Origin of the sequence: Acidovorax sp. LjRoot194, assembly GCF_964253015.1 — a bacterium.
Lineage (GTDB): Bacteria > Pseudomonadota > Gammaproteobacteria > Burkholderiales > Burkholderiaceae_C > Acidovorax.
In genome coordinates this window covers 2,845,307-2,872,020 of record NZ_CAXUQB020000001.1, presented here as the reverse complement: position 1 = coordinate 2,872,020, position 26,714 = coordinate 2,845,307, and the positions used below count along the sequence as shown (strand labels likewise).

Below are 26,714 nucleotides of genomic sequence, written 5' to 3'. Positions count from 1 at the left end.
GTGCAAAAACGAAAGGGAATCAGCCAGTGAGGCGAGGCGCACGGCGCGGAACGCCCGCCACCCGCGATTATTTCACCGGCACGGCCTCCACCACGCGGTAATACAGGCCGTACTGGTCATTGTGGAGCACGGTGAACTTGCCCTCGACCACCACGGGCTCCATCGAATAGCGCACGGGGGTCTTCGCCTTCACCTCGACCATGCTCTCGGGCCCCCCCGGAAGGCAGAACGAGCAGGTCAGCGGCACCGAAGTGAGCAGAAAATGCGTCTGCGTGGCCTTGGCATCCAGCGGCATCATGAAGCCCTGGATGCGCTGCGTGGTCTTGTCCATGCCCTTTTGCGCATCGCTGAACACGGGCAGGATGCCATCCTTGGTAGTCTTCTTGGTCAGGTCGGTCAGCACCGACCAAGGAATCACATCCGTGCGCTGGGGCAGCGGCGCGATCGGGCTGTTCGGGCTGTGATACCCCGCCCCCGAGCCCGACGGCACACCCGCCACCGGCGCCCCACCCGCGCCGGCTGGCAACGGCGAACTGAGCACAGGCGCTGCGGAAGGCTTGGCTTGTGCCAGCGCGGTACCAGAAACACCGAGACCCAACGCCAGCGCCAAAGGCAGAGCGATAGAGCGCCCGGTCACAAACCGAGGCAACCAACGATGGTGCATAAAAATCCCCTCCGTAAACGCCCCGTGCGCACAGGGCCAGCTATTCCATATGTGTAACAGCGCCGTCGACAAACGGGCCGATTCCACCTGAACTCCGTTGCGCCCGCGCCCTGCAAAACCGGCGCGCCCCAATCCCAGCGCCCCCGTGGAACCGGCTCCGCCGGGCCACCGGGGGCGTCCCCCTCAGGGGGGAAGGCGCGCAGCGCCTCAGGGGGAGCCTTAATGACTGTGGCGCATGCCGCAATACTTGCCAATCCCCAGACCCTTGCATGCGGTCTGGAGTTCCTTCTGGCAGGTGTCGTGGTCTTTGCCAGACTCCAGGCACTTGGCCGCGGCCTCGTGCGCGGCGGCCATGGCGCGGTGGCGCTCCACATCGGCCTTGGTTTCCTTGTCGGAATGCGCGCCCTGCGCATGGGCCACGGCACCGGCCAGCAGCATCAAGGGCACCAGGGCCACGGTGGTGAACAGCTTTTTCATGGAGAACCTTTCGAAAGATGAGGAGTGAAGATTGAAGTGAAATGAAGAACAGGAAGCTCAGGGCTGGCTCAGCAGGTCCGCCACCTCGGTGCGGTAGGCCTGCATGGCTGGCAACAGCGCCGCCAGCGCCGCCACCGCACCGGCCAGCAGCGGCACGCCCGCCTCGGCCGGCAGCCACACCAGGCCGCTCACCGGCAGCAGGCCTTGAGACTGCAGCACCCAGCCCAGCGTGTGCGCCAAGGTGTGGCCCATCAGCAAGCCCAGGGCCGACGCCATGGCGGCCAGCCACAGCGCCTCCCACAGCACCAGCCCGGCCACGCGGCCCGGGGGGGCGCCCAGCATGCGCAGCATGGCCAGGTCGGCGCGGCGCTCGCGCACCGCGTTCCACAACGCGATGAACACGCTGAGCGCCGCCACGGCCAGCAGCACGCCGCCAAAGGCGCGCAATACGTCGGCCCCTACACCCAAAAGGCGCAGCAGGCGCGTCACCTCGATGGCGGGCGCGGCGGCCTGCAAGGCGGTGTCGGCATTGATCTGGCGCGGCAGCGTGACGGCGGCCAGGGGCGTGCGGTAGCGCAGCAGTGCCACGGTCACTTCGCGCTCTTCCTTCAATATCTCCAGGTCCTCGGGCTCGGTGGCCGTGGCGGTCTCGTGCACCATCCAGACGGATTCGGTGCTGGTCAGCACAAGGCGGTCGAGCACGCAGCCGCAAGGCGCCAGCACTCCGCTCACGCGGTAGGGATGGTCGCCGTGGGCGTGCCCTCCCCCGCCCAGGCCGTGGCTGCCGATGAAGGTGGCGCCCACCAGCGGCGCACCGCCGTGGTCGGGCTTGACAATGCCGCGCGCCACGCTGGCGCCCAGCACGGCGTCCATGGGCTGCTGCCACAGGGCGCCTTTTGCCAGCGTGGCGCTGTAGTGCGATACATAGTCGGGGGTGGTGCCCACGATGCGGTAGCCCTGGTAGCTGTCGCCCAGGCTCAGCGGGATGACCTGCGCCACGAGCGGGTTCTTTTGCAGCGCCTGCACCTCTTGCAGCGGGATGTTGCCCGTGGGCACGTCGATGTGGAACACGCCCGCCAGGATCAGTTGCAGCGGGCTGCCCTTGGCGCCAACCACCAGGTCGATGCCGTCCAGGTCCCGCTCGAAAGCCTTGTCGAGCTGCGTGGCCACCAGCACCACCAGCGTGATGGCGGCCAGGCCCAGCGTGAGCACCAGCAGGTTGAGCACGGCGGCCAGCGGCCGGGACCACAGGTAGCGCCAGGACAGGGATGCGAGCTTTACTATGTTTTTCATAGCTGGTTGCGCCCGTCCAGAGCGCGGTAGGCCGCTGTTTCATTCAAATCCAGCTGCTGCGCGCCGGCCAGTGCCTGCACCACGCGCTGGTCGTGCGTGGCGATGACCAGGCTGGCGCCATACGCGGCGGCGCTGTGCTGCAGCAGGGCCAGTGCATCGGCGGCGGCTTCGTCGTCCAGGCTGGCGGTGGGTTCGTCGGCCAGCAGTAGCTCGGGCGCCAGCAGCACCGCCCGCGCCAGCGCCACGCGCTGCGCCTGCCCGCCCGAGATCTGGTGCGGCTTGCGCGCGGCCAGCTCGGCCACACCCAGTTGCGCCAGCGCGCGGGCTATTGCAGAGTCGTCGCGCGGCAGCCCGGCTGCAAAGTAGACCAGGCCCAGGTTGTCCGCCACGGTGAGTGCGCTGGACAGGTGCAGCTTTTGTGGCAAGAACCCGATGCGGCGCGCGCGCCAGGCATCGAGCTCCGCGCCGCGCTGCGTGCCCAGCTGCAGGCCGCCCACGAACAGGTCACCGCCGCTCGCGCCGCGCAGGCCGGCAATGAGCGACAGCCAGGTGGACTTGCCCGTGCCCGAGCGGCCCCGCAGCAGCAGCGTGCCGCCCTGGTTCAGGTCCACATCCGGAAAGCGCAGCGGCGCATCGCCCGTGGGGTAGGTGTAGGCAAGGCCTCGGGTCCGGATCATGCCGCCGCGCCCCCAGCAGGGTGCGCGCAGCCCGCGCAGCGGCCCCGCACGGCAATGTCCACCGCCAGGCTCTCGTGCCCTGCGGTGGCCAGCGCCTGCAGCACCTGCTTCAACGCTGTCTGCACCTTGGCAGACCCCTGCGACAGGCGGAACTGGCGGTGGCAGTCGTCGCATTCAAAGCGCGGCGCGGCGCCCTCCTCGCCTTGGGGTGCGAGCGCATACCGCGTCACGCGGGAGGCATCCACCTGCTTGTGCAGCAGCCCGGCCGCGGCAAAACGGTCGAGCATGCGATAGACGGTGACTTTGTTGACCGGGACGCCGGCAGTGGCGAGGGCGGCCTCCACTTCGGGTTCGGAGAAGGCTGCGTCTGGGCGGGCTGTGTACAGCGCAGCCAGTGCGCGTGTGGCACGGGTCGCACGCATGCCCGAAGGCAACGACCAAGTCGGGCTGGATGGACGTGAAGACGTGGCAGGCATGGACAGCAATAGGGCAAGCGGAGTTGATAACGCAATCGGGTTGCATTATGCCTGCCGTGTTCGTCGCTGAACCTGGGTGTACCCAGGAACTGCAAGGGCACTTTGCAACATGCGCATCAGCCGCGCAGGTCGCAGCGCTTCAGGCGCCCGGGGCGAGTGGCTAGATGCGCAGCATCAGCGTCATGGGATGCAGGGGAGATTCCCTGAACCCGTAGTGCTCGTAAAACCGCTTGGCATTGTCATGCAAAGCGTGGACGAGAACGGCGCGAACGCCGGCGTTTTGCGACACCGCCACGGCCCTGTGCACGGCATCCTGCAGCAGTGCGCCCCCCAACTGAAGACCCTGGGCCGGCCGGGCGACCGCAAGCCGCGCCAGCACCATCACAGGAATGGGGTCCGGCATATTGCGGCGCACGCCGCTGGTCGCCATCTGGTGCGACACAGCGCCTGCCGCCATGGCGTAGTAACCCACGACACGCCCGTCAGCGTCTGCCACCACAAACGTGCGGCTTGCCCCGCTCAATTGATTGGCCAGAGCGCGGCGCTTGAGCCAGTCATCGAGCGTAGGCTCTCCGCAGGCAAAACCGTCGAGTTGATGGTGGGTGGCCAGAGGCTGTGGCGCACTGCACTGCAAACCCATGCCGCTCATGCTGCTTACGCGGTCCAGGGAGCCTTGACAGCCATGAGTCGTTCCAAACCTTCGTTGGAGGTACGGGGGGCGTCCAGCAGGGCCGTGAACTGCTTGAACTTGTCTGTATCCAGGCTGAAGAACACCTGATCGAGCACCACAGCCTCCGCTCGGTCACAAGCCGCTTCCAGCATGAAATCGGAGCGGTTTTTGCCGAGCAGACTGGCCGCATGGTCGATCAAGTCACGTTGCTCGGGCAGCGCCCTGAGATTGATGGCAGCGTCGCGCATGGCAACTCCTGTGTGTATGCAATAGATACACAAACTTTAGATCAATGTATATCCGTTGTCAATACATACGCCAGCGCATCATTGCACTACCGCAGTCCCAGCTCAACCCTTCAAGTACCGCGCAAACGTCTTCCTGAACTTCTCCACCTTCGGCCCCACCACAAACGCGCAGTAGCCCGCATTCGGGTTCCGCGCAAAGTAGTCCTGGTGGTAGGCCTCGGCCGTGCTGTAGTTCTGCAGCGGCTTGACCTCGGTGGTGATGGGCGCGCCGAACAGCTTGTCCTGCGACATCTGGCGGATCATGGCGTTGGCTGCCTCGCCATCGTCGGGCTTGTCAAAGTAGATGCCGCTGCGGTACTGCGTGCCCACGTCGTTGCCCTGGCGGTTGAGGGTGGTCGGGTCGTGGGTGTGGAAGAAGATTTCCAGCACTTCTTCCAGACTGATCTCATCGGCGTCGTACGTCAGCCGCACCACCTCGGCGTGGCCGGTGTCGCCCTGGCAGATCTGCTCGTAGGTGGGGTTGACCGTCTGGCCGTTGGTGTAGCCGCTTTCCACGTCGGTGATGCCGCGCACGCGGTCGAACACGGCCTCGGTGCACCAGAAGCAGCCGCCGCCCAGGGTGATGGTTTGAAGGTTCTGTGCCATGTGGGTCTCCATGCAATGAATGGTTTCATGGGCATGGTACGCGGCACCGGGTAACGCAGTGCGGGCGGGGGCATTGGGCCGGCCCGCCTGTTCGTCATTCGTAGCGCCGGCCCTGCTCCATCAGCTCGGGCGTGCCGATCAGCGCGTTGAGGCCGTCGAAATCGAGCATCTGGTCCTTGAACGGCGCCGTGGTCTGGTGGGTGTGCAGGCTGGCGTAGTAGCCCTGCAGAGTGTGGGCCACCGCCCGTGCCGTTCCCCCTGGGAAGATAGCGATCCGAAAACCGCGCTCGCCCAGCTCCTGCGCGCTTTGCACCGGGGTCTTGCCGCCTTCGACCATGTTGGCCAGCAGGGGGATGCGGTGGGCAAAGCGCTGGCAGGCGGCGTCCATCTGTTCGGGCGTGCGCAGGGCTTCGATGAAGAGCGCATCCACGCCGCACTCCAGGTACCGCTCGGCCCGGTCGAACGCGGCCTCGATGCCTTCGACCGCCAGCGCGTCCGTGCGCGCCAGGATCAGGGTGCTGGCGTCGCGGCGGGCGTCGAGCGCGGCGCGCAGCTTGCCGCACATCTCGGCGGCGGGCACCACGGTCTTGCCGTCCAGATGGCCGCAGCGTTTGGGAAAGCCCTGGTCCTCGATCTGCACCATGGCCGCGCCCGCGCGCTCGAAGCCGCGCACTGTGCGCTGCACGTTCAGCGCGTTGCCAAAACCGGTGTCGGCATCCACGATGACGGGCTTGCGCACACGCTCGGTGATGCGCGCCAGGGTGTCTTCCACCTCGGTGTAGGTGGTCAGGCCCACGTCGGAGCGGCCCAGCCGTGTGTAGGCGATGGAGGCGCCGGAGAGGTACAGCGCCTCGAAGCCGGCCTGCTCGGCCACCAGGGCGCTCAGCGCGTCGTAGATGCCTGGGGCCAGAAGGATGTTCGGCTGCTGCAGCCGTTCGTGCAGGGTCATGGCAGTCATGGCGGTCATGGGTTGGAACCCGTAGGGGGACGAAGCAGATGGGCGGCGGTGTAGGCCGCCAGGTAGCCGCCGGCCACGGCGCTCAGCAGGCCGTTGCCCGACAGGTAACCCCAGACAGCATCGCCCGAGACACCACGCGCCGCGCCGCCTGCCGCCAGCAGGTTGGGAAACGGGCGGCCCTGGGTGTCGAGCACGCGGCACTGCGCGTCGATGTCGAGCCCGCCCTGGGTATGGAACAACGCGCCGGTGACCTTGACGGCGCAAAACGGCGCCTGCAGCGCTCGCGTGCCCGGGCGGGGGTACGGGCCCTGCCCTGCCAGCGTGGCCGCCAGCGCGGTGTCGTCGCAGCTTATCAACGCCGCCAGCGCCTGCACGCTGTCGCAGTGCTTCACTGCGCCCGCGGCTTCGGCGTCCACGAAGTCCGGAAAGCCGCGCGCCAGGGCCAGAATGGGCGCGTCGAACACGTTCCAGGCCACGCCGCCCGGCTGGGCCAGCACATGCACCGAGGCCTCGGAGTAGCCCTGTGTCTCGTCATGAAAGCGACGGCCCTGCGTGTTGACCTGCATGCCGCCTTCCATCATCAGCGCCCACGAGATCAGCGCGCCCTGCGGTATGGCCCAAGAGCCGTGGCCCTGGTAGCCACCCAGGTCCGCCAGGCGCGCGCCCAGTGCGCGGCCCCACGCGATGGCGCTGCCGTCGTTGCCGGTGTGGCCGGCGAACAGGGCGTCGCGCATTTCGGGCAACAGTTCGCGCACCATGGCGGCATTGCCGCCGAAGCCGTTGCAGGCCAGGATGACCGCATCGCACGACAGGTGCTCCAGCGTGTCGTCCGGCCGCTCGTAGCCCACGCCCAGCAGCAGGCCGGTGTCGTCGGCCCACAGCTCGCGCACGGCGGCATCGGTGACCAGGGGAATGTCGGCGGCCGCCACCGCGTTGGCCAGCCGGCCCATCAGGCCCACGCCGGTCTTCTCGGGCACCGCGTGCATGCGGCGCACGCTGTGGCCCGGGTACAAGAATCCATCGAGCACCTGCCACTCCAGGCCATGGCGGTCCTGCAGCGCATCGAGCGCGGGGCCGATGGCGCGGGCGTAGGCCTGCACCAGTTGCGGCGCTGCCCTGCCCTTGGCCTTGGCGGTGATGTCGGCGGCAAAACGTTCGGGGCTGTCGGCAATGCCCAGGTCCCGCTGCACGCGCGTGCCCGGTGCCGGGATGAAGCCTGAGGACAGCGCTGATGAGCCCGTGGGAGTGCCGTCGCGCTCCAGCACGGCGCAGTCCACACCCAGGTCGTGCAGCATCAGCGCCGCGGTCAGGCCGCAGGCGCCACCGCCCACGATGGCGACAGGCACATGGTTGTCCTGCGCGGCCGCCGGCATGCTGTCGGCGCGGCGGATGGTCGGCAGCGTGCTGCTCATGGCGTGCCTGCAGCCAATGCGGCGGTGAAGTCGTTGCAGGTCAGCACCTGCGCCACGGTAGCCATGTCCGCCAGCGCGGTGTCGTGCACCTCCCGGCGGAAGGCGGCACAACCGTCGGACAGCACCAGGGTGCGGTAGTCGCGCATGTGGGCGTCGCGCACCGTGCTGGCCACGCCGCCGTTGGTGACGATGCCGCACACCGCCACGGTGTCGATGCCCGCGCGGCGCAGCACCCAGTCGAGCTGGGTGTTGAAGAAAGCCGAATACGCCACCTTGCACACCGCCACGTCGACCCAGGGCGCAATGTCGGACACCATGGCCTGGCCCGCGCTGCCCGGCGCGAAGTCGCCGCGGCGCAGGAACGGGCGCAGGGTCTTGAGGTGGGGCGATATCATGGGTTCGCCCTGGGCATCGGGCCACAGGGTGAACTGGCTGCCCACCACCATGCCGCCCGCGGCCTTCAGCGCCTGGGCCACGGCGGCCACGCGCGGCGGCAGGGCCTGGGCGGCAGCGCTCACCGCACCGCCCCGGGCATAGGCGCCCTCGGGTGCGAGGAAGTCGTCCTGCAGGTCGATGATGACCAGGGCCGTGCGGCGCAGGTTCAGCGGGGACAACGGTGTGTCGCTGCTGCTCATGCTGCACGCACCAGCAGGTTGCCCAGCGTGTCCACCGTGGCATGAAAGCCCGGCTCCAGCCACACCGTGGTGTCGGGCTGCTCCAGGATGGCGGGGCCGTCGATGCGGGTGCCCACCGGCAGGTCCAGCCGCGCGTGGCGCGCCGCGTCCCACCACTGGCCGGCGTGGAACACGCGCTGCACGCCCAGGGAGGGGTTCAGTGTGATCGATTGCGGTGCCAGCACCGTCAGGTCGAATTTGGGCCGCACGCCCACGCGGGCGTAGCGCAGGTTCATCACCCGCACGGCGATGCCGTCGAGCACCCGGCCGAAGGCAGCGCGGTAGGCGGCCTCGAAAGCGGCCTGGATGCCTTCGCGGCTCAGTGCCTGCGCCGCCAGCGGCACCTGCACGGTGTGCGTCTGGCCGGCATAGAGCATGTCCAGCGCAATGATTTCCTGCACCTGCACGAACTGCACGCCCGCCGAGTCCAGGCGCTGCTGGCAGGCGGCCGACAGGGCCTGCACGCGCTGGCGCAGGTCGGCCACGTCCAGCTCGGCCAGGGGTTTGTTCAGGGTCTGCACCGCATCGTGGCGCATGTCGGCCATCACGCAGCCCAGCGCCGACGTGACGCCGGGGTAGCGCGGCACGATGCCGGTGCCCACGCCCACCTCGCGCATCATGGCGCACACATGCAGCGCGCCGCCACCGCCGAACGGCATGTAGGCGAACTGGCGCGGGTCGTGCCCGCGCTCGATGGACACCACCCGCACGGCGCCGGCCATCTTGGCGTTGGCTACCGTCAGGATGGCCTCGGCTGCGGCCATCACATCCAGGCCCAGGGGCTGAGCCACGTGGGTGTCGATGGCGTCGCGCGACTTGGCCGAATCCATGGCGGCCAGCAACCCGCCGCCCAGTGGCCGGTCGGCCGCGATGCGGCCCAGCAGCACGTTGGCATCGGTCACCGTCGGGCGGGTATTGCCGCGCCCATAGCAGGCCGGGCCGGGGATGCTGCCGGCCGACTCGGGGCCTACCTGCAGCATGCCGCTGGCGTCCACCGACGCGATGGAGCCGCCGCCCGCGCCGATGGTCTCGATCTGGATCATGGGCGAGCGCACGACCATGCCGAACTCGATGGCGGTCTGCGCGGCCAGGGCCGCCTCGCCACCCGCCACCAGCGACACGTCGAACGAGGTGCCGCCCATGTCGCCGGTGATCGCATCGGGGAATCCCGCCGCCCGCGCAATGGCCGCGCAGGCGATCACGCCCGCCGCCGGGCCCGACAGTGCGGTGCGCACCGGCACGTCGCACGCCGTCTGGCGCGACATCACGCCGCCATTGCTCTGCACGATGAGCAGCTCGCCGCCAAAGCCTTGGGTGCGCAGGTCGCCCTCCAGCCGCTCCAGGTAGCTGCCCACCACAGGCTGCAGGGCGGCATTCAGCGTGGCGGTGGAGCAGCGCTCGAACTCGCGGATCTCCGGCAGCACCTCGCTGGCCGCGGTCACGTGCGGGTTGGGCCACAGGCTGCGCACGGCGGCCACGGCCGCCTGCTCGTTGGCCGGGTTGGCATAGGTGTTGATGAAGAACACGCAGACCGCCTCGCAGCCTGCGTCCAGCAAGGCCTGGGCCTGGGCTTTCACCTGGTCCAGATCGACCGGGGTGTGCACCGATCCATCGGCCAGCACGCGCTCGTCCACCTCCAGGCGCAGGTCGCGCGGCACGATGGGCTCGAAGCTGCCGCGCAGGCCCCAGGTCTGCGGGCGGTCGCGGCGGCGCATCTCCAGCACATCGCGAAAGCCGCGCGTGGTGATGATGCCGGTGCGAGCCACCTTGCGCTCCAGCAGCGCATTGGTGCCCACGGTGGTGCCGTGCACGATGGTGGCGATGGCCGAGGCCGAATCCGCCACCCGCGCCACGCCGTTCATGAAGCCGCGCGCCTCTTCGCCTCGGGTCGAGGGCACCTTGACGATACGGGCACTGCCGTCGGACTCGTCCAACACAAAGAGATCGGTGAAGGTGCCACCCACGTCCACACCCACCACAAAGGAAGCCTTGCCGCTCATGCTGCGCCTTTCATTGCTGCTGCGCTGTTGTCCGCCACCACATAACCCATCGCCTCGTCGCTGTGGCGCGCTGCTGCGGCCCGCGCCGACGGGGCGCCGTAACCGCCGCCGCCGGGTGTTTCCAGCCGCACACGCTCGCCTTTTTTCAGCTGGATGCCGATCATCTTGGAGCGCATGGGCGGCGTCTTCCACTCGCCCGCGTTCTCGTAGCTGAAGACGTTCATCGCGGCCTCTCGGCCTCCGGCGATGCCCTGCGGTGCGGCCTTGCCGCGCTCGCCGAAGATGAAGACTTCGGCGTCCTGCTCCAGCAGCTCGATCTCGTAGATGGCGCCCAGGCCACCGCGGTGCTGGCCGTCGCCGCCCGAGCCGGGGCGCAGCGCCCACTGTGTGAAGCGCACGGGGTAGGCAGCCTCCAGGATTTCGAGCGGCGGGATGGTCGCCGTGGAGATGGGTGCATTGCCGTGGCTCATGCCGTCGCCATCGGAATGCCCGCCGTGGCCGCCGCCGAAGAAGCTGAACATCACCCAGCGCTGGCCTTTGCGCGCGGCATCGGTGCGGTGTCCGGCGATGGACAGCGCATTGATGGTGCCGTAGGCCTGGGCCATGGCGCGCTCGGGCGCGGCCAGGGCCGTGGCGCTGAAGATCACGTCGATCATGCGCAAAATGGTCTCGGTGTAGCCACCCACCGGGCGTGGGCGTGCGGCGCTGATCACCAGGCCGTCCGGCAGCACGAAGTCCACCGCATCCAGCACGCCGGCATTGGCGGGCACGTCCGGGAACAGGTGCTTCAAGGCCACGTAGCAGGCCGCGATGGCCGTGGCGCGCGAGATGTTCACCGGCCCGGCGCACTGCGGCGAGGTGCGCGAAAAATCGAGCGTGAGGCGGTCGCCTGCGACCGTCATGTCCAGGGCGATGGTCAGCGCCTCGTCCTTCACGCCGTCGTTGTCCAGCATGTCGCTGAAGCTGTAGCGCCCATCGGGCAGCGCCGCGATGTGCGAGCGCATGAGCTTGACGGCACGCGTGCGCAGCTCGCCCATGGCCTGCAGCACCACGGCATCGCCATACTGGTCCAGCAGGTCGTTCAGGCGGCGCTCGCCCAGGTCCAGCGCGGAGAGCTGTCCGTTCAGGTCGCCCCACAGGCTGTCGGGCAGGCGGGTGTTGGCTTTCAGGATGGCCAGCACGTCCTCGTCCAACGCACCGCCGCGCACGATGCGCACGGGTGGAATCTGCACGGCCTCCTGCCAGCACTCGGTGGCGGCGGGGTTGTAGTTGCCGGGCACATTGCCACCCACGTCGTGCCAGTGCGCGGCCGACGCGAGAAAGCAGTACAGCCGGCCGTCGCGAAAGAACGGTCGCACCAGCTTGAAGTCATTGGCGTGCGTGCCGCCCTCGTACGGGTCGTTGAACAGCCAGGTGTCGCCCTGCGCCATGCCGCCACGCTCTGCGGCGATGCGCATGGCCGCGCGCACCGCAAAGGCCATGGCGCCCACGAACACCGGCAGGCCCGACTTGCCCTGCACCAGGGTGTCGCCACTGATGGCGTCGTACAGGCCATGGCAGGCGTCGTGCGCCTCGGCGATGATGGGGTTGAATGCGCTGCGGTACAGCGTGGCATCCATTTCGTCGGCCACCTGCTCCAGCCGCCCGCGCAGCACGGCCAGGGTGACCGGGTCCATCGATGTTGCTGTCGCTACCTTGTTGTCAGCCATTGACGGCCTCCTTGCCAAATCGGGCGCGCAGCTGGTTCAGCAAACCGCCGGCGCGCACCATGTCCATGAGAAAAGGGGGAATCGGATCGCACGCCAGGCGCGTGCCATCCGCAGTGATCACGGCGGGGGCCTGCCAGTCGAGCGCTATCTGCTCGCCCTCGGCCATCTTGTCCGCCTCGGGGCAAGTCAGCAGCAGCAACCCCAGGTTGAAGGCGTTGCGAAAGTACAGGCCGCTGAACGACGGTGCAATGACCGCCACAACACCCAGCCGCACCAGCACGGCAGCCGCCTGCTCGCGCGACGAACCGATGCCGAAGTTGGGGCCGGCCACGATCACATCGCCCTGGCGCACGCCGCCCACGAAGTCCGGGCGTACCGATTCGAGGCAGTGGCGGGCCAGCACGTCGATGCCGTGCTTCATCGCGTGGCCGGGGGCCAGCACATCGGTGTCGATGTCGGCGCCCAGATTCCAGACCCTGTGTTTTGCGGCGCTCATGCCAGCACCTCGCGCGGGTCGGCAATGTGCCCCTGCAAGGCCGAAGCGGCCACGGTGTAGGGCGAGGCCAGGTACACCTGCGCCGTGGCCGAGCCCATGCGGCCCTTGAAGTTGCGCGCCGTGCTGGAGATGACGGTGGTGCCGTCGCCCACCGTATCGCCATAGCCGGCGCAGGCGCCGCAGGTGGTGGGGAACAGCTCGGCCCCCGCGTCCTCCAGCACCTGCAGCACGCCTTCGGCGCGGGCCGCAGCCTGGTCCTGCTGGCTGGCCGGGGCCACCATCAGGCGCACGCCGCGGGCCACGCGGTGGCCGCGCAGCACGCTGGCGGCGGCGCGCAGGTCGTCGAGTTTGGCGCCGGTACACGCGCCGATGTAGGCCACGTCGATGCGCGTGCCGGCATGCTGGCCCACGGCACCGGTATTGGCGGGGCTGTGGGGTGCGGCTACCTGGGGCGCCAGGGTGTAGGCGTCGAAGTCGTGCCGGGTCAGCGGCGCGCCGGGGTCGGTCACCCAGCCGTCCAGCCCTTGCAGGTCGGCTTCGGGCACGCCGTGGACTGCCAGCCAGTCGTGTGTGGTCGCGTCGGGGGCGATCAGGCCGGCCTGTGCGCCCAGCTCGGCGCTCATGTTGGAGAGGGTCATGCGCTCCTGCATCGACAGGGCCTGTACGGCGGCGCCAGCGAATTCGACGGCCTGGTACTGGCCGCCGTTCATGCCGAAGCGGCCGATCATGTGCAGCATCATGTCCTTGGCGGTAACGCCGGGGGCCAGGCGCCCGGTCCAGTGCATCTGGAGGGTGTGCGGCACGCGCAGCCAGATCTCGCCGGTGACCACCACGCCCAGCATCTCGGTGCTGCCGATGCCGAACATGTAGGCACCAAACGCCCCGCCGGTGGGCGAGTGCGAGTCGCCCCCCACGCAGAACATGCCCGGGCGGATGTGGCCGTGCTGCGGCACCACCACGTGGCAGATGCCCTGGCCGTCGTAGACGTGGGGCAGTGCCTGCTCCTTGGCCCAGTCGCGGGCGATGCGCACGATGCGGCGCGATTCGTCATCGCGCTCGGGCAGGTAGTGGTCCATGACCAGCACCACGCGCGACTTGTCCCAGATGCTCGCGCCCAGCTCGTCGAGCATGGGCTTGAGGCGCCGGGGACCGGACGAGTCGTGGAACATGGCCAAGTCGACCTGGCAATTGACGATCTCCCCGGGCGTGACAGTACTGCGGCTGCTGGCGCGGGCCACCAGCTTTTGCGCCAGGGTGCTGGGTGCGGTGGTCATTCGGGCTTGGCTCCGGCAAAACGCACGACCTTGGCCCAGCGCGGGATCTCGGCCTGCACGAAGCGCGCGAATTCCTCAGGGCTGTTGCCCACGGGCACGGCGCCCTCGGTCTCCAGGCGCTTTTTGACCTCGGGCGTGGCAATGGCCTGGCGGGCCGCGTCGCTCAACTTCTTGGCCAGCTCGGGGTTCATGTTGCCGGGCCCGAACAGGCCGAACCAGGCGCTGGACTCATAACCGGGCAGCACCTCGGCGATGGCGGGCACGTCGGGGAAGGCCGGCAGCCGCTTGGCGCTGGTCACACCCAGGGCCTTGAGCTTGCCCGCGCGGATCTGCGACTGGGCATTGCCCACCGCGGCGAACATCAGCTCCACCTGCCCTGCCAGCACGTCCTGCAGCGCGGGCGCGGTGCCGCGGTAGGGGATGTTGACGATGTAGGCGCCCGACTGCATCTTGAAAGCGTCACCCGCCAGGTGCAGCGACGAGCCCACGGCGCCGATGGCGAAGTTGAGCTGGCCCGGTTTGGCCTTGGCCAGCGCGATCAGCTCGCGCACATCCTTGGCCGGCACCGCGGGGTTGGCCACCAGGATGGACGGCGAGGTCGCCACGCAGGTCAGTGGCGTGAAGTCCTTGATGGGGTCGAACGGCAGCGACGGGTACAGGCTGGCGTTGATCGCGTGGCTGGTGAAGCTCATCAGCAGCGTGTTGCCGTCCGGAGCGGCCTTGGCCACGGCGTCGGCCGCGATGTTGCCACCCGCGCCCGGGCGGTTTTCCACCACCACGGTGCGGCCGAGCTGGCGGCCCATCTCGGTGGCCAGGTTGCGCGCCAGCGTGTCGGTGGAGCCGCCAGCGGGTGCACCCACCAGGATGCGGATGGGCGCGTTCTGCGCCAGGGCCTGCTCGAACGGCAGCACCGCGGGCACAGCCAGCAGCAGTTTTCGGCGTGGAATGGTCATGTGGTTGTCTCCTTCTCAAAGGCCCAGATAGGCCCGGCGCAGTTCGTCGCTGCGCAGCAGTTCGTCGGGCGCGCCGGAAAAGCGGATGCTCCCGTTTTCCATCACGTAGGCACGGTCGGCGATCTCCAGCGACTGGCCTACGTTCTGTTCGACCAGCAGCACCGCCAGGCCCGTGGAGCGCAACTGGCGGATCAGGCCGAACATCTCTTCGACCAGCAGGGGCGACAGGCCCAGCGAGGGCTCGTCCAGGATCAACAGGCGCGGCTCGGCCATCAGGCCGCGGCCGATGGCCAGCATCTGCTGTTCGCCGCCGCTCATGGTGCCGGCCAGCTGTGCGGTGCGCTCCTTCAGCCGCGGAAAGGTGGCGAACACCTTGTCGATGTTCTCGGCGCGGCGCTCCCGGGCGCGCGAGAAGCTGCCGAGCGACAGGTTCTCGAGCACGCTCAGGTTCGGGAAGATCTTGCGCCCCTCGGGCACCTGGATCAGCCCGGCCTTGACGACCGCCGTGTAGTGCGCGCCGCTCAGGTCGGCGCCGCCAAAGGCCACCTTGCCCGCCCAGGCCTTGTAGATGCCGCAGACAACGTTGTTGAGCGTGGACTTGCCGGCGCCGTTGCTGCCCAGCAGGGCCACGGTTTCGCCAGGGTTCACATGCAGGTCGACTCCGCGCAGCACCTCCACGCGGCCATAGCCGCCGCGCAGGCCCGCGATATCCAGCAGTGGACCCGTGCTCATGCGGCCTCCTTCGAGGAGGAGGCGGCAGCAGCGCGCAGGCGAGCTGCGGTGCCGTGGCCAAGGTACGCCTCGATCACGCGCTCATCCGACGTCACCACGCCCGGGCTGCCCTCAGCGATCAACTGGCCCTGCGCCAGCACCCAAACGTGCTCGGCCAGGTTCATCACGGCCTGCATGACGTGCTCGATCATCAGCACCGTCACGCCGCCCTGCGCGATACCGCGCACCACGGGAATCATCTCTGCAATCTCCTGGGGGTTGAGGCCGGCCAGCACTTCGTCCAGCAGCAAGAGGCGCGGCCGGGTGGCCAGCGCGCGCGCCAGCTCCAGCCGCTTGCGCCCGGCCACGGTCAGGTCCGACGCGGGCTTGTCCAGCTGCGCCGTCAGGCCCACGCGCGCCGCCACATCGGTGGCCAGCGCCAGGGCGGCCGCGCGGCGCGGCTCATGCAGGTGCGCCCCCACGGCGATGTTCTCGCGCACGGTCTGGGCGGCAAAGGGCTGCACGATCTGGAAGGTGCGCGCCATGCCCAGCCGGGCGTTCAGGTGCGGCGCCTGGCCGGTGATGTCCTGCCCGGCAAAGCGCACGCTGCCGGTGTCGGGCTTCACAAAGCCGGTCATCAGCGCGAACAGCGTGGTCTTGCCCGCGCCGTTGGGGCCGATCAGTGCGGTGAGCGAGCCTTCGGGCACCGTCAGGCTCACGTTCTGCACGGCCTTCAAGCCGCCGAAGGACTTGCCCAGCCCGGTCAGGGTCAGCAGTTCATTGGCCATGGCGGCCTCCCGATCGTTTCCACAGTTGCACCACCGACTGCCCCAGCCCCGCAATGCCGCGCGGCAAGAACATCACGATGACCACCAGCACCGTGCCGTAGATCACCATGTTGATGCCCGGCAACTGGCCGAACAGGTTGCGCGTGAGGTCGGCCAGCACATGCAGCACCAGCGCGCCCAACAGCGGCCCCCAGACGGTGCCGATGCCGCCCACGATGGCGGCCACCAGCGCCTCGACCGAGGTCGCCGAGCCAAAGCCAATGCCCGGGTCGATGTACTGGAACACCTGCACGTAGAACGCGCCAGCCGCACCCATCAAGCCGCCGGACAGCGCGATGGCACCCATCTTCACGCCGAAGGGGTTGACGCCCACGGCGCGGGCGGCGTCCTCGTTGTCGCGCACGGCCTGCAGCCAGGCTCCGAAGCGCGAGTTCTTGATCCACCAGCTGGCCAGCAGTGCCAGCGTGACCAGCGCAAGGATCAGGAAGACATAGCCCTTGCGCGAGCCGAACTGCATGTTGGAGAGCGATTCCTTGAGCGGCAGCATCAGGCCCACGCCCGCGCCGGTGAACGGCACCGACAGCGCCAGAATGCGGAACACCTCGGCAAACGCCAGCGTGACCAGCGCGAAGTACGAGCCCTTGAGCCCGTAGCGGAACGACAGCCCGCCCACGAACAGCCCCACCAGCGCGCTGCCGCCCACGGCCATGGGCAGCGCCACCCAGGCGTTGATGCCGCCCTGCATCTGCGCAATGGCCTGGATGTAGGCGCCCGTGCCGAAGAACAGCGCATGGCCGAACGAGAACTGCCCGCCGAAGCCGCCCAGGATGTTCCAGGCCTGCGCCATCAGCGCGGCGTACAGGGTCATCATGATGAAATTGAGCAGCACGCCGGAGTCGGACGCGAGGGTGATGGCCGACACGGCCAGCACGAAAAGAGCGATGGTCGCGAGTTGCTTCATTGCCGGGCTCCAAAAAGGCCCTGCGGGCGAAACAGCAGCACGGCGATGAAGATGGCGAAGATGCCGATCTGCCCCAGCGATTCGCCCAGGTACAGACCGCCCAGCGACTCCACGACGCCGATCAGCAGCCCGCCCACCAGCGCACCGGTGAAGCTGCCCATGCCGCCCAGCACCACGATGGTGAAGGCCACCAGCACGAAGCCGCTGCCCACCTGCGGGTTGACGTAGTAGGCCGGCAGCAAGAAGCACGCGGCCGCGCCCAGGCAGGCCAGGCCGATGCCGAAGCTCATGGCGTACACATGGTCCACATGGATGCCCATGAGCTTGGCGCCGTGCTTCTCGCGCGCCACCGCGCGGATGGCACGGCCCAGGTCGGTGCGCCCCACGATCCACAGCAGCAGGCCCGATACGACCAGCGCGCCAGCAAAGGACACGAGCTTGGGCAGCGCGATCATCGCCGGGCCGATGGCCACGGTGGTGAGGGTGTAGCTGGTCTCGATGGTGCGCGTGTCGGACTTGAAGAACAGCAGCGCCAGGTTCTCCATGACGATGGAGATGCCCAGCGTGACGAGCAGGATGTTTTCGTCCTTGCCGTGGCTCGCGCGGTTGATGACCACGCGCTGCAGCACATAGCCCAGGGCGAACATGCCGGGCACGAGGATGGGCAGCGCCAGGTAGGGGTCGATGCCCCAGTGCTGCTTGAGCAGGTAGACGGCGTACAGCGCCAGCATCAGCGACGCGCCGTGCGCGAAGTTGATGATGTGCAGCACGCCGTAGATCAGTGTCAGGCCCAGGGCGATCAGCGCGTAGACCGCGCCGGTCGTCAGGCCGTTCAGGACCGAGGGGAAGAGGATGCTGAGATCGAACATGGGTGTGGTGTGTCCGGCTGTTCAGGCAAAGGCGCGGCCTGGCACCAGGTGCTCTGGCGCCGCGCTGGCCGTTGCAGGCATGGCCGGAGGTGGGTTTCTCAGGCCTTCAGGGGGAAGAGTGGGTCCGCTTCGCGGTAGTCGCGCGGGATGATGACCTTGATGTCCTTGTTCAGCACCTGGGTCATGAGCGGCTGGGCACCCTGGTTCTGCCCGGCGACGAACTTGGTGGGGCCGTACGGCATGATGTGATCGGAGAACGTGCTCTTTTCCAGCGCGTCGATCAGCGCGGCGCGGTCCACGGACTTGGCGCGCTCCAGCGCGTCGGCCAGCAGCCACATGGACGTGTAGGTCATGAACAGCTCGTAGCTGAAGAACAGGCCCTTGGCCTCCACGCGTTTCTTCAGGTCCTGCGCACGCTTATCCTTGGGGTTGAACCAGTGGTTGCAGTCGATGATGCCGTTGGCCGCGTCCGGAAATTCCTTCACGAACTTGTAGCTCGACGCGGCGCCGCCCAGCACCGAGTAGATGGCCTTGGGCGTGACCTTTTGCTGCTGCATGGTGCGCACCAGCAGCGCGTACTCGTTGTAGTAGTTGGCGGGGATCACGATGTCGGGGTTGACCGCCTTCATGCGCAGCACGATGTTGTTGAAGTCGCGCGTGGGGTTGGCGTGCTTGACGACTTCCTTGACCTCGTATCCATAGCCCGGCAGCTCGCGCGACAGCAGCTGGGCCGTGCCGGAGCCGAACAGCGACTCCTCGTGGATGATCATCACCGTCTTGGCGGGCTTGCCGGCGGCGGTATTGAGCACGTGCAGGTTGGCCATGGCCGTCTCGGTGCACTTCTTGTAGCCCGGGCCGAAGCGGAAGGTGTTCTTGAGGCCCCGCTCCACGATCTGGTCGGCCACGCCCACGTCCACGATGTGCGGCAGGTTGTACTTGGCGGCGGCCTGCGTGGTGGCCAGGCAGATGGCCGACGCAAACGCCCCGACCACGGCGGACACGCCTGCCTCGTTCATCTTCTCGACCTCGGCCGCGCCGGCCTGGGGCTGCGACTGCGCGTCGCCCAGCAGGGCCTCGAGCTTGGCGCCGCCCAGGGACTTGATGCCACCGGCCTTGTTGATGTCTTCGATGGCCATCATCGCGCCCTCGCGGCACTGCTGGCCCGAGTACGCCAGCGCGCCCGTCACCGGGTGCAGCACACCCACCTTGATGGCCTTGGCCTGCGCACCGCCCACCAAGGGGAAGGCCAGTGCCGACGCGGCGGCGGCCGACTGGGATAGGAAATGGCGGCGGTTACTCATGGGCGTGCTCCTGCTGAGGGGGTTGCGGTGGGGGAAATCGTTGTTGTATTCAATGGAACTGGGCCGACAGCTCTTTGCTGACCCAGACCTTGGCGTCGATGCTGCCCACGCGGGACAGCTGCATCTCGTATTCATAGCGGTCCGGCCGGTACAGGCCGTGCAGCCATTGCACCGGGCGCTCCTGGTCGTCCAGGATCAGCCGGCGCACGGCCAGCAGGGCCGAGCCCACCGCCACATCCAGGTGGCGCGCCACCACTGCGTCGGCCAGCTTGGCGGAAATCGTCTGGTGGGCGCGGCCCACCTTCACGCCGGATTCCTCCAACAGCACCAGTATGGGCTTGCGGGCCAGCTCGCGGCGGCCGAACTGGCGGGCGATGTCGGCGGGCACATAGGTGGTGATGTGCGACAGCGGGCCTTCACGCGTGCTGCGCACCCGCACCGCCTTCTGCACCGAGTCGCCCACGGCGATCTGCAAGGCACCCGCCACGGCGCGCGATGCGGTCACCGTCTCCACATCGAGTACCTTGACCGAGGTGCGAAGGCCCATGCTGACCAGGTTTTCGAGCAGGCCCGTCAGTTGCGCGCGGTTGCTGTGGTGGGAGCCGTCCGCACTGCCCTGCCCAGCGTCGGGCTGCAGCACGGGCCGGGTGCCGCGACCGGGCTGGCGCGAGATCAGGCCTTCGCCCTGCAGCAGCTCCAGCGCGCGGCGCACGGTGACGCGGGCGACGGAGAACTGCTCCATCAGCGCCAGCTCGCCCGGCAGGCCCGCGGCGAAGTGGCCCTCCTGCAATTGCTCGCGCAGCACCAGGTAGATCTGGTGGTACTTGGGCAGTGGCAGATTGGGCGACATGGGGTTCATCGTCAAGCATCGGTAATGTCCTGTCAATAAGACATTTAGGGTCGTTTGGTCCTGTTTTAAGGACATTTGCGCCCGAGAGCCACAGCCCGCAAAGCGCTCCCTTTTTTGGAGCAAGCTTTTGCACTAACACGGGGCCTGCAGCGGTGCGACGCACCACCGCAGGGCGTCGATAAAAGCCACAGTAGTTACGCCTTCATCGCCCAAAATCCGCATGCTCGGGGTTTACCCGCGGGTGTCGCTCGCGTGCCGGTTTTACGGTCTGGCGGACACCAACGAATTGACGCCAGCACACACCCTTGCTACATTACTAACCAGTCAGTCATTAACTACATACCCCCTTTGACCTCAGCCTCCCCACCCCCCTCTGCCGGAACCAAACGCGAGCGCCGCAAGGAAGCCCGCCCCGGCGAATTGCTGGAGGCAGCGCTGGACCTTTTCGTCGAAAAAGGATTTGCCGCCACCCGTGTGGACGAGGTCGCGGCGCGGGCCGGGGTGTCCAAGGGCACGCTGTTTCTGTACTTCCCCAGCAAGGAAGAACTTTTCAAGGCCGTGGTGCGCCAGAACATCGCGGGCCGCTTCGAAGAGTGGACGCAGGAGCTCGAAACCTTCGAGGGCAGCACCACTGATCTGCTGCGCTACTGCTACCAGGTCTGGTGGGAGCGCATCGGCTCCACCAAGGCATCGGGCATCACCAAGCTGATGTTCAGCGAGGCGCAGAACTTCCCGGAGATCATGCAGTTCTACCGGCAGGAGGTGATCCTGCCCGGCCAGGGGCTGGTGCGCCGCATCATCGAGCGCGGCATCGAGCGCGGCGAGTTCCGCCCTGTGTCGCTCGACTACATCGTGCATGTGGTGCTGGCGCCGATGATCTTCCTCATGATGTGGAAGCACTCGGTGTCGGTCTGCATTCCTGAAGGCATGGACCTCGACCCCGAGAAATTCATCGAAGCGCAGATCGACAACGTGCTGCACGGGCTGCTGACGCGGCCCGATACACCCCCTGCCCCCTCCCCCTCCTCTTTCTCTGCATCGCCCCGACGCGGCGCCTGACCATGAAACGCTGGATTCCCTGGGTGGCCGCAGCCATCGTCATCGTGTTGCTCGGCGGCGGCGTGTGGCGTGCCATGGCGGCCCGCCAGGCGCAGCAAAAGGCGCTGAGCGAGACCACGGCGCAAAAAGCGCAGGCACCGCTTCAACTGGCTGCCGACGAGATCATCACCGTGCGGCGCCAGAACCTGATGCTGGGCGTGCCCGTGTCCGGATCGCTCCGTGCGGTCGACTCCGCCATGGTCAAGGCGCGCGTGGGCGGCGAGCTGCAAGGCCTGACGCTGCGCGAGGGCGACAGCGTCAAGGCCGGGCAGGAAGTGGCCCGCATCGACCCCACCGAGGCCCGGGCCCGCCTGCGACAGGCGCAGCAGCAGGCCGACGCGGCCAAGTCGCAGGTGGACATCAACCAGCGCCAGTACACCAACAACCGCGCGCTGGTGGACCAGGGCTTCATCTCGCCCACCGCGCTGGTCACATCGCAGGCCAGCCTCGAATCCGCGCAGTCGAGCTACCAGGCCGCCGTGTCGGCCGCCGACGTGGCGCGCAAGTCGCTGGACGACACCGTGCTCAAGAGTCCCATCACCGGCCTGGTGGCCCAGCGCCTGGCCCAGCCGGGCGAGCGCGTGGCCGTGGACGCCCGCATCATCGAAGTGGTGGACCTGTCGCGGCTGGAACTGGAAGCACTGCTCACCCCGGCCGATTCGCTGGCCGTGCGCGTGGGCCAGAAGGCGCTGCTGACCGTCGACGGCACAGCGACCCCGGTGCCTGCCACCGTGGCACGCATCAGCCCCAGCGCCCAGGCGGGCAGCCGCACCGTGCCGGTGTACCTGCGGGTGGACCAGGCCAAGGGCGACACGCCGCTGCGCCAGGGCCTGTTCGTGCAGGGCACGCTCGACACTGGCCGCGCCGAAGTGCTGACCGTGCCGCTCGACGCCGTGCGCACCGACAAGCCCGCGCCCTATCTGCAGACGCTCAAGGACGGCCGTATCGCCTACGCCGAGGTCAAGACCGGCGCGCGGTCGGTGGTCAACGGCCAGACCTGGGTCGCCGTCCAGGGCGTGGCAGAAGGCACGCCGGTGATCGACGGGCGCATCGGGCAACTGCGTGAAGGCACGACGGTGACCACTGCCGCAGCCGCCCCGGCGGGCGCGCCCGCATCGGCGCCCCGCGCTGCTCCCTGACCCGCCCGCACCGCCATGTGGTTCACCCAAGTCAGCCTCAAGAACCCTGTGTTCGCCACCATGGTGATGCTCGCCATCGTGGTGCTGGGTCTCTTTTCGTACCAGCGCCTCAAGGTTGATCAATTTCCCAACATCGACTTCCCCGTGGTGGTGGTCACCGTGGACTACCCCGGTGCATCGCCCGAGATCGTGGAGAGCGAGGTCACGAAGAAGATCGAGGAAGGCGTCAACTCGATCGCCGGCATCAACGCCCTGACCTCGCGCAGCTACGAAGGCACTGCGGTGGTCATCATCGAGTTCCAGCTGCACATCGACGGCCGCAAGGCCGCCGAGGACGTGCGTGAGAAGGTGGCCACCGTGCGCCCCTTGCTGCGCACCGAGGTCAAGGAGCCGCGCGTGCTGCGCTTCGACCCCGCCAGCCGCGCCGTGTGGTCGTTGGCCGTGCTGCCCGATGACAAGGCGGGCGGCACGCAGCGCAGTGCGGTGGAGCTGACCACCTGGTCCGAGCAGGTGCTGAAAAAGCGCCTGGAGAACGTGCGCGGCGTGGGCGCGGTGAACCTGGTGGGCGCTACCAAGCGCGAGATCAACATCTACCTGAACCCGCAGGCGCTCGAAGCCTTCGGCGTGACGCCCGACCAGGTGGCCCAGGCCGTGCATAACGAGAACCAGGACCTGCCCGTGGGCTCCATCCGGTCGCTGGCGCAGGACCGCGTGGTGCAGATCGACGCGCGCATGGAGCGGCCCGAAGACTTCGGCAAGATCATCGTCGCCCGCAAGAACGGTGCCCCCGTGCGGCTGGACCAGGTCGCCCGGGTCAACGATGGCGCCCAGGAAGTGGAGAGTCTCGCCCTGTACAACGGCCAGCGCACGCTGCTGCTGTCGGTGCAGAAGTCGCAGGGCGAGAACACCATCGAGGTGGTGGACGGCCTCACCGCGGCGGTGGCAGAGCTCAAGAACCAGCTGCCACCCGGCGTGCGCCTGGAGACCATCGGCGACAGCGCCCGCCCCATCCGCGTGGCGGTGAACAACGTGCGCCAGACGCTGATCGAGGGCGCCATCCTCACGGTGCTGATCGTCTTTTTGTTCCTGAACTCCTGGCGCTCCACCGTGATCACCGGGCTCACGCTGCCGATCGCGCTGATCGGCACGTTCCTGTTCATGAACATGTTCGGCTTCACCATCAACATGATCACGCTGATGGCGCTGAGCCTGTGCGTGGGCCTGTTGATCGACGACGCCATCGTGGTGCGCGAGAACATCGTGCGGCACGTGCAGATGGGCAAGTCGGCCTACAACGCGGCCATGGACGGCACGCAGGAGATTGGCCTGGCGGTGCTGGCCACCACGCTGTCCATCGTGGCGGTGTTCATGCCCATCGGGTTCATGGGCGGCATCATCGGCAAGTTCTTCCACGAGTTCGGCATCACCATCGTCGCGGCGGTGATGATCTCGATGTTCGTGAGCTTCACGCTCGACCCGATGCTGTCGAGCATCTGGCACGACCCCAGCATCCACGGGCATGGCCACAAGACCGGGCCCGTCACCTTCTACGACAAGACCATCGGCCGCGTCACCGGCTGGTTCGACCGTGCCACCGAGTCGCTGGCCGAGGGTTACCAGCGCATCCTGCGCTGGTCGCTGGTGCACAAGGTGGCGACGATGGCCATAGCGCTGGCCGTCTTCGTGCTGAGCATCTTCATGGTGCCGCTGCTGGGCACCGAGTTCGTGCCCAAGGCCGATTTCTCCGAAACCTCGCTCAACTTCTACACGCCCGTCGGCTCGTCGCTGGAAGCCACCGAGGCCAAGGCACGGCAGGTGGAAGGCATCCTGCGCGAGATGCCCGAGGTGCGCTACACGCTGTCCACCATCAACACCGGCAGCGCGCAGGGCAAGATCTACGCCAACATCTACGTGCGCCTGGTGGACCGCAAGGACCGCAGCCGCAGCGTGGACCAGATGTCCGACGTGCTGCGCGAGCGCCTGAAGACCGTGCCTGGCATCACCATCACCCACGTGGGCCTGCTGGACGCCGTGGGCGGGCAAAAACAGGTGGAGTTCTCGCTGCAGGGCCCGGACCTGCAGGAGCTGGAGCGCCTGACCAAGGTGGTCACCGAGAAGATCCGCGACATCCCCGGCCTGGTGGACCTGGACACCAGCGCCAAGCCCAACAAGCCGGTCATCGCCCTCGACGTGCGACGCGATGCGGCGTCGGACCTGGGCCTGTCGGTGGCGCAGATGGCCGCATCGCTGCGCACGCTGGTGGCCGGCACCACCGTGGGCAACTGGCGCGCGCCGGACGACCAGACCTACGACGTGAACGTGCGCCTGGCCCCGGAGGCCCGCACCGCCCCGCAGGACCTGGAGCGACTGCCGTTCGCCCTGGCCAACGCCGACGGCACCACGCGCATCGTGCGCCTGAACCAGGTGGCCAGCGTGACCGAATCCACCGGCGCCAACCAGATCAACCGGCGCGACCTGACCCGCGAGGTGGCGGTGAACGCCAACGTGTCACAGCGCTCGGCCGGCGAAGTGTCGAACGACATCAAGAAAGCGCTGGAGGGCGTGAGCTTTCCGCCCGGCTACCGCTACCAGTTCGGCGGCTCCACCAAGAACATGGCCGAATCGTTCGGCTACGCGATCTCGGCCCTGGCCATGGCCATCATCTTCATCTACATGATCCTGGCGAGCCAGTTCAAGAGCTTCCTGCAGCCGCTGGCGCTCATGACCTCGCTGCCGCTCACGCTGATCGGCGTGGTGCTGGCGCTCCTGATGTTCCGCTCCACGCTGTCGATGTTCTCCATCATCGGCGTGGTGATGCTGATGGGCCTGGTGACCAAGAACGCCATCCTGCTGGTGGACTTTGCGATCCGTGCCCGCGAGGAACACGTGAACGACGAGGGCCGCACCGTGCCTGGCCTGCCCCGTGCAGACGCCCTGCTGCTGGCCGCCCGCGTGCGGCTGCGCCCCATCCTCATGACCACGCTGGCCATGATCTTCGGCATGGTGCCGCTGGCATTTGCGCTGTCCGAGGGCTCCGAGCAGCGTGCCCCCATGGGCCAGGCGGTGATCGGCGGTGTCATCACCTCGTCGCTGCTCACGCTGGTGGTGGTGCCGGTGGTTTATTGCTACATGGACGACCTCGCAGGCTGGGCACGCCGCAAATTCGGCAACGCCCGCGCAACGCCCCCTAAAATCGAGGGTTTGTCCTGATCGTTCCGATCGGCCCTGCACCCGCCCCACGGAGAAATCCCATGAACATGCCCCTGAACACCTCTGCCAACATCAGCGACCCCGTCGCCCAGGCCCGCTACAACATGATCGAGCAGCAGATCCGTCCGTGGAACGTGCTCGACTTCGACGTGCTGGAGCTGCTGGCCGTGGTGCGCCGCGAACAGTTCGTGCCGCCGGCCTACAGCAGCATGGCGTTCATGGACATCGAAGTGCCCTTGCTGGGCAACGACGCAGAAGAGGCGGTGCGCCTGGGCCACAGCATGCTGCAGCCCCGCGTGGAAGCCCGCATCCTGCAGGACCTCCAGATCAAGCCGACCGACCGCGTGCTGGAGATCGGCACAGGTTCGGGCTACATGGCCGCCCTTCTGGCCCACCGCGCCGAGCGCGTGGTGTCGCTCGAAATCAACGCAGAGCTGGCCGAGATGGCCCGCGAGAACCTGCGCGATGCCGGTATCCAGAACGCCGACGTGCGCCAGGCCGACGGCGCCCGCGACCCCATCCCTGATGGCCCGTTCGATGTGATCGTGCTCAGCGGCTCCGTGGCCGAAGTGCCTGCCGCCCTGCTCTCCCAACTGCGCGACGGCGGCCGCCTGGGCGCCATCGTGGGCAGCGAGCCCGTGATGCGCTTCACCCTGACGCGCCGCACCGGTGACCGGTTCGAGACCACGTCGCCCTGGGACACCATCGCGCCGCGCTTGGTCGGCTTCCCCGAGCCATCCGGCTTCACGTTCTGATTTTCAGCGTCTGATTTTTCCTTTCGGAGTTCTGCATGATCGACCACGTCCGCCCCGCCCAGCTGTCTGCCTGGTTCGCCTCGGCCCCCGAAGGCAGCCAGCCCGTGGTGCTGGACGTGCGCGAGCCGTGGGAGCTGCAAACCGCGAGCGTGCGCGCCGATGGATTCGAGCTGGTCGCCATCCCCATGGGTGAGCTGACCGGACGCCTGGACGAACTGGACCCCACGCGCCCCATTGCCTGCCTGTGCCACCACGGCGCCCGCAGCCTGCGCGTGGCGGCCTTTCTGGAGCACCACGGGTTCGAGCGCCTGGCCAACATCACGGGCGGCATCGACGTGTGGTCGCATGAAGCCGACCCGGCTGTGCCCCGGTACTGAAGCCCGCTGCCACCGCACCGACGCTCCCT

At 68.0% G+C, this 26,714-nt stretch carries 27 protein-coding genes; 5 read left to right on the top strand and 22 right to left on the bottom strand.

Annotation, left to right across the window (positions count from 1 at the left end; all coding sequences use genetic code 11):
• Positions 1–67: 67 nt before the first annotated feature.
• The 22 genes from ACSQ3N_RS12830 to ACSQ3N_RS12725 all read right to left on the bottom strand — a co-directional run bounded on the left by ACSQ3N_RS12830 (position 68) and on the right by ACSQ3N_RS12725 (position 20,106).
• Positions 68–664, bottom strand: a complete 597-nt coding sequence (locus ACSQ3N_RS12830) for a DUF3299 domain-containing protein (protein WP_436146428.1) — start codon at positions 662–664, stop codon at positions 68–70.
• 219 nt (positions 665–883) lie between these two features.
• The gene (locus tag ACSQ3N_RS12825) at positions 884–1,141 is read right to left on the bottom strand and encodes a hypothetical protein (protein WP_436146427.1); all 258 of its coding nucleotides are present in this window, start codon (positions 1,139–1,141) and stop codon (positions 884–886) included.
• Positions 1,142–1,198: 57 nt separating this feature from the next.
• Positions 1,199–2,434 (bottom strand): ABC transporter permease, encoded by a 1,236-nt coding sequence (locus tag ACSQ3N_RS12820; RefSeq protein ID WP_436146426.1) that lies wholly within the window; start codon positions 2,432–2,434, stop codon positions 1,199–1,201.
• On the bottom strand, positions 2,431–3,111 hold the full coding sequence (locus ACSQ3N_RS12815) for an ABC transporter ATP-binding protein (RefSeq protein WP_436146425.1): 681 nt from the start codon (positions 3,109–3,111) through the stop codon (positions 2,431–2,433). The genes ACSQ3N_RS12820 and ACSQ3N_RS12815 overlap by 4 nt, the downstream gene beginning before the upstream one ends.
• Complete coding sequence (locus ACSQ3N_RS12810) at positions 3,108–3,533, bottom strand: Fur family transcriptional regulator (protein ID WP_436146424.1); 426 nt, start codon at positions 3,531–3,533, stop codon at positions 3,108–3,110. Before ACSQ3N_RS12810 ends, ACSQ3N_RS12815 begins: the two co-directional genes overlap by 4 nt.
• 214 nt (positions 3,534–3,747) lie before the next feature.
• The gene (locus ACSQ3N_RS12805) at positions 3,748–4,227 is read right to left on the bottom strand and encodes a GNAT family N-acetyltransferase (protein WP_436147950.1); all 480 of its coding nucleotides are present in this window, start codon (positions 4,225–4,227) and stop codon (positions 3,748–3,750) included.
• A 14-nt stretch (positions 4,228–4,241) separates the two neighbouring features.
• The gene (locus ACSQ3N_RS12800; protein WP_436146423.1) at positions 4,242–4,505 is read right to left on the bottom strand and encodes a DUF1778 domain-containing protein; all 264 of its coding nucleotides are present in this window, start codon (positions 4,503–4,505) and stop codon (positions 4,242–4,244) included.
• A 102-nt stretch (positions 4,506–4,607) separates the two neighbouring features.
• Positions 4,608–5,150 (bottom strand): peptide-methionine (S)-S-oxide reductase MsrA, encoded by a 543-nt coding sequence (gene msrA, locus ACSQ3N_RS12795; protein WP_436146422.1) that lies wholly within the window; start codon positions 5,148–5,150, stop codon positions 4,608–4,610.
• A 94-nt stretch (positions 5,151–5,244) separates the two neighbouring features.
• Positions 5,245–6,108 carry an isocitrate lyase/PEP mutase family protein gene (locus ACSQ3N_RS12790; RefSeq protein ID WP_436146421.1) on the bottom strand — a complete coding sequence of 288 codons (864 nt, stop codon included), beginning with the start codon at positions 6,106–6,108 and terminating at the stop codon, positions 5,245–5,247.
• A 5-nt stretch (positions 6,109–6,113) separates the two neighbouring features.
• Complete coding sequence (locus ACSQ3N_RS12785; RefSeq protein WP_436146420.1) at positions 6,114–7,520, bottom strand: FAD-dependent oxidoreductase; 1,407 nt, start codon at positions 7,518–7,520, stop codon at positions 6,114–6,116.
• Positions 7,517–8,155, bottom strand: a complete 639-nt coding sequence (locus tag ACSQ3N_RS12780; RefSeq protein ID WP_436146419.1) for a cysteine hydrolase family protein — start codon at positions 8,153–8,155, stop codon at positions 7,517–7,519. The genes ACSQ3N_RS12785 and ACSQ3N_RS12780 overlap by 4 nt, the downstream gene beginning before the upstream one ends.
• Positions 8,152–10,194 (bottom strand): hydantoinase/oxoprolinase family protein, encoded by a 2,043-nt coding sequence (locus ACSQ3N_RS12775; RefSeq protein ID WP_436146418.1) that lies wholly within the window; start codon positions 10,192–10,194, stop codon positions 8,152–8,154. Before ACSQ3N_RS12775 ends, ACSQ3N_RS12780 begins: the two co-directional genes overlap by 4 nt.
• The gene (locus ACSQ3N_RS12770) at positions 10,191–11,903 is read right to left on the bottom strand and encodes a hydantoinase B/oxoprolinase family protein (RefSeq protein WP_436146417.1); all 1,713 of its coding nucleotides are present in this window, start codon (positions 11,901–11,903) and stop codon (positions 10,191–10,193) included. Before ACSQ3N_RS12770 ends, ACSQ3N_RS12775 begins: the two co-directional genes overlap by 4 nt.
• Entirely contained in the window at positions 11,896–12,399 is a 504-nt protein-coding gene (locus tag ACSQ3N_RS12765; RefSeq protein WP_436146416.1) for a 3-isopropylmalate dehydratase, read from the bottom strand. The genes ACSQ3N_RS12770 and ACSQ3N_RS12765 overlap by 8 nt, the downstream gene beginning before the upstream one ends.
• Positions 12,396–13,673: a 3-isopropylmalate dehydratase large subunit gene (locus ACSQ3N_RS12760; RefSeq protein WP_436146415.1), complete on the bottom strand. Its 1,278-nt coding sequence runs from the start codon at positions 13,671–13,673 to the stop codon at positions 12,396–12,398. Before ACSQ3N_RS12760 ends, ACSQ3N_RS12765 begins: the two co-directional genes overlap by 4 nt.
• Complete coding sequence (locus ACSQ3N_RS12755; RefSeq protein WP_436147949.1) at positions 13,670–14,620, bottom strand: tripartite tricarboxylate transporter substrate binding protein; 951 nt, start codon at positions 14,618–14,620, stop codon at positions 13,670–13,672. Before ACSQ3N_RS12755 ends, ACSQ3N_RS12760 begins: the two co-directional genes overlap by 4 nt.
• Positions 14,621–14,641: 21 nt before the next feature.
• The gene (locus ACSQ3N_RS12750) at positions 14,642–15,358 is read right to left on the bottom strand and encodes an ABC transporter ATP-binding protein (RefSeq protein WP_436146414.1); all 717 of its coding nucleotides are present in this window, start codon (positions 15,356–15,358) and stop codon (positions 14,642–14,644) included.
• Entirely contained in the window at positions 15,355–16,125 is a 771-nt protein-coding gene (locus tag ACSQ3N_RS12745) for an ABC transporter ATP-binding protein (RefSeq protein WP_436146413.1), read from the bottom strand. Before ACSQ3N_RS12745 ends, ACSQ3N_RS12750 begins: the two co-directional genes overlap by 4 nt.
• Complete coding sequence (locus tag ACSQ3N_RS12740) at positions 16,115–17,086, bottom strand: branched-chain amino acid ABC transporter permease (RefSeq protein ID WP_436146412.1); 972 nt, start codon at positions 17,084–17,086, stop codon at positions 16,115–16,117. The genes ACSQ3N_RS12745 and ACSQ3N_RS12740 overlap by 11 nt, the downstream gene beginning before the upstream one ends.
• Entirely contained in the window at positions 17,083–17,955 is an 873-nt protein-coding gene (locus ACSQ3N_RS12735; protein WP_436146411.1) for a branched-chain amino acid ABC transporter permease, read from the bottom strand. The genes ACSQ3N_RS12740 and ACSQ3N_RS12735 overlap by 4 nt, the downstream gene beginning before the upstream one ends.
• 98 nt (positions 17,956–18,053) lie before the next feature.
• Positions 18,054–19,256, bottom strand: a complete 1,203-nt coding sequence (locus ACSQ3N_RS12730) for an ABC transporter substrate-binding protein (RefSeq protein WP_436146410.1) — start codon at positions 19,254–19,256, stop codon at positions 18,054–18,056.
• 49 nt (positions 19,257–19,305) lie between these two features.
• On the bottom strand, positions 19,306–20,106 hold the full coding sequence (locus tag ACSQ3N_RS12725) for a GntR family transcriptional regulator (RefSeq protein ID WP_436146409.1): 801 nt from the start codon (positions 20,104–20,106) through the stop codon (positions 19,306–19,308).
• 348 nt (positions 20,107–20,454) lie between these two features.
• On the opposite strand from ACSQ3N_RS12725, the gene ACSQ3N_RS12720 reads away from it, so the two are divergent.
• The 5 genes from ACSQ3N_RS12720 to ACSQ3N_RS12700 are packed head-to-tail and all read left to right on the top strand — an operon-like array spanning position 20,455 to position 26,685.
• The gene (locus ACSQ3N_RS12720) at positions 20,455–21,165 is read left to right on the top strand and encodes a TetR/AcrR family transcriptional regulator (RefSeq protein WP_436146408.1); all 711 of its coding nucleotides are present in this window, start codon (positions 20,455–20,457) and stop codon (positions 21,163–21,165) included.
• 2 nt (positions 21,166–21,167) lie between these two features.
• Complete coding sequence (locus ACSQ3N_RS12715) at positions 21,168–22,343, top strand: efflux RND transporter periplasmic adaptor subunit (protein WP_056166370.1); 1,176 nt, start codon at positions 21,168–21,170, stop codon at positions 22,341–22,343.
• Between the two features lie 15 nt (positions 22,344–22,358).
• Positions 22,359–25,553, top strand: a complete 3,195-nt coding sequence (locus ACSQ3N_RS12710) for an efflux RND transporter permease subunit (protein ID WP_056166373.1) — start codon at positions 22,359–22,361, stop codon at positions 25,551–25,553.
• 41 nt (positions 25,554–25,594) lie between these two features.
• On the top strand, positions 25,595–26,308 hold the full coding sequence (locus tag ACSQ3N_RS12705) for a protein-L-isoaspartate O-methyltransferase family protein (protein WP_056166378.1): 714 nt from the start codon (positions 25,595–25,597) through the stop codon (positions 26,306–26,308).
• A gap of 35 nt (positions 26,309–26,343) precedes the next feature.
• Positions 26,344–26,685 (top strand): rhodanese-like domain-containing protein, encoded by a 342-nt coding sequence (locus tag ACSQ3N_RS12700; RefSeq protein ID WP_056166381.1) that lies wholly within the window; start codon positions 26,344–26,346, stop codon positions 26,683–26,685.
• Positions 26,686–26,714 lie beyond the last annotated feature (29 nt).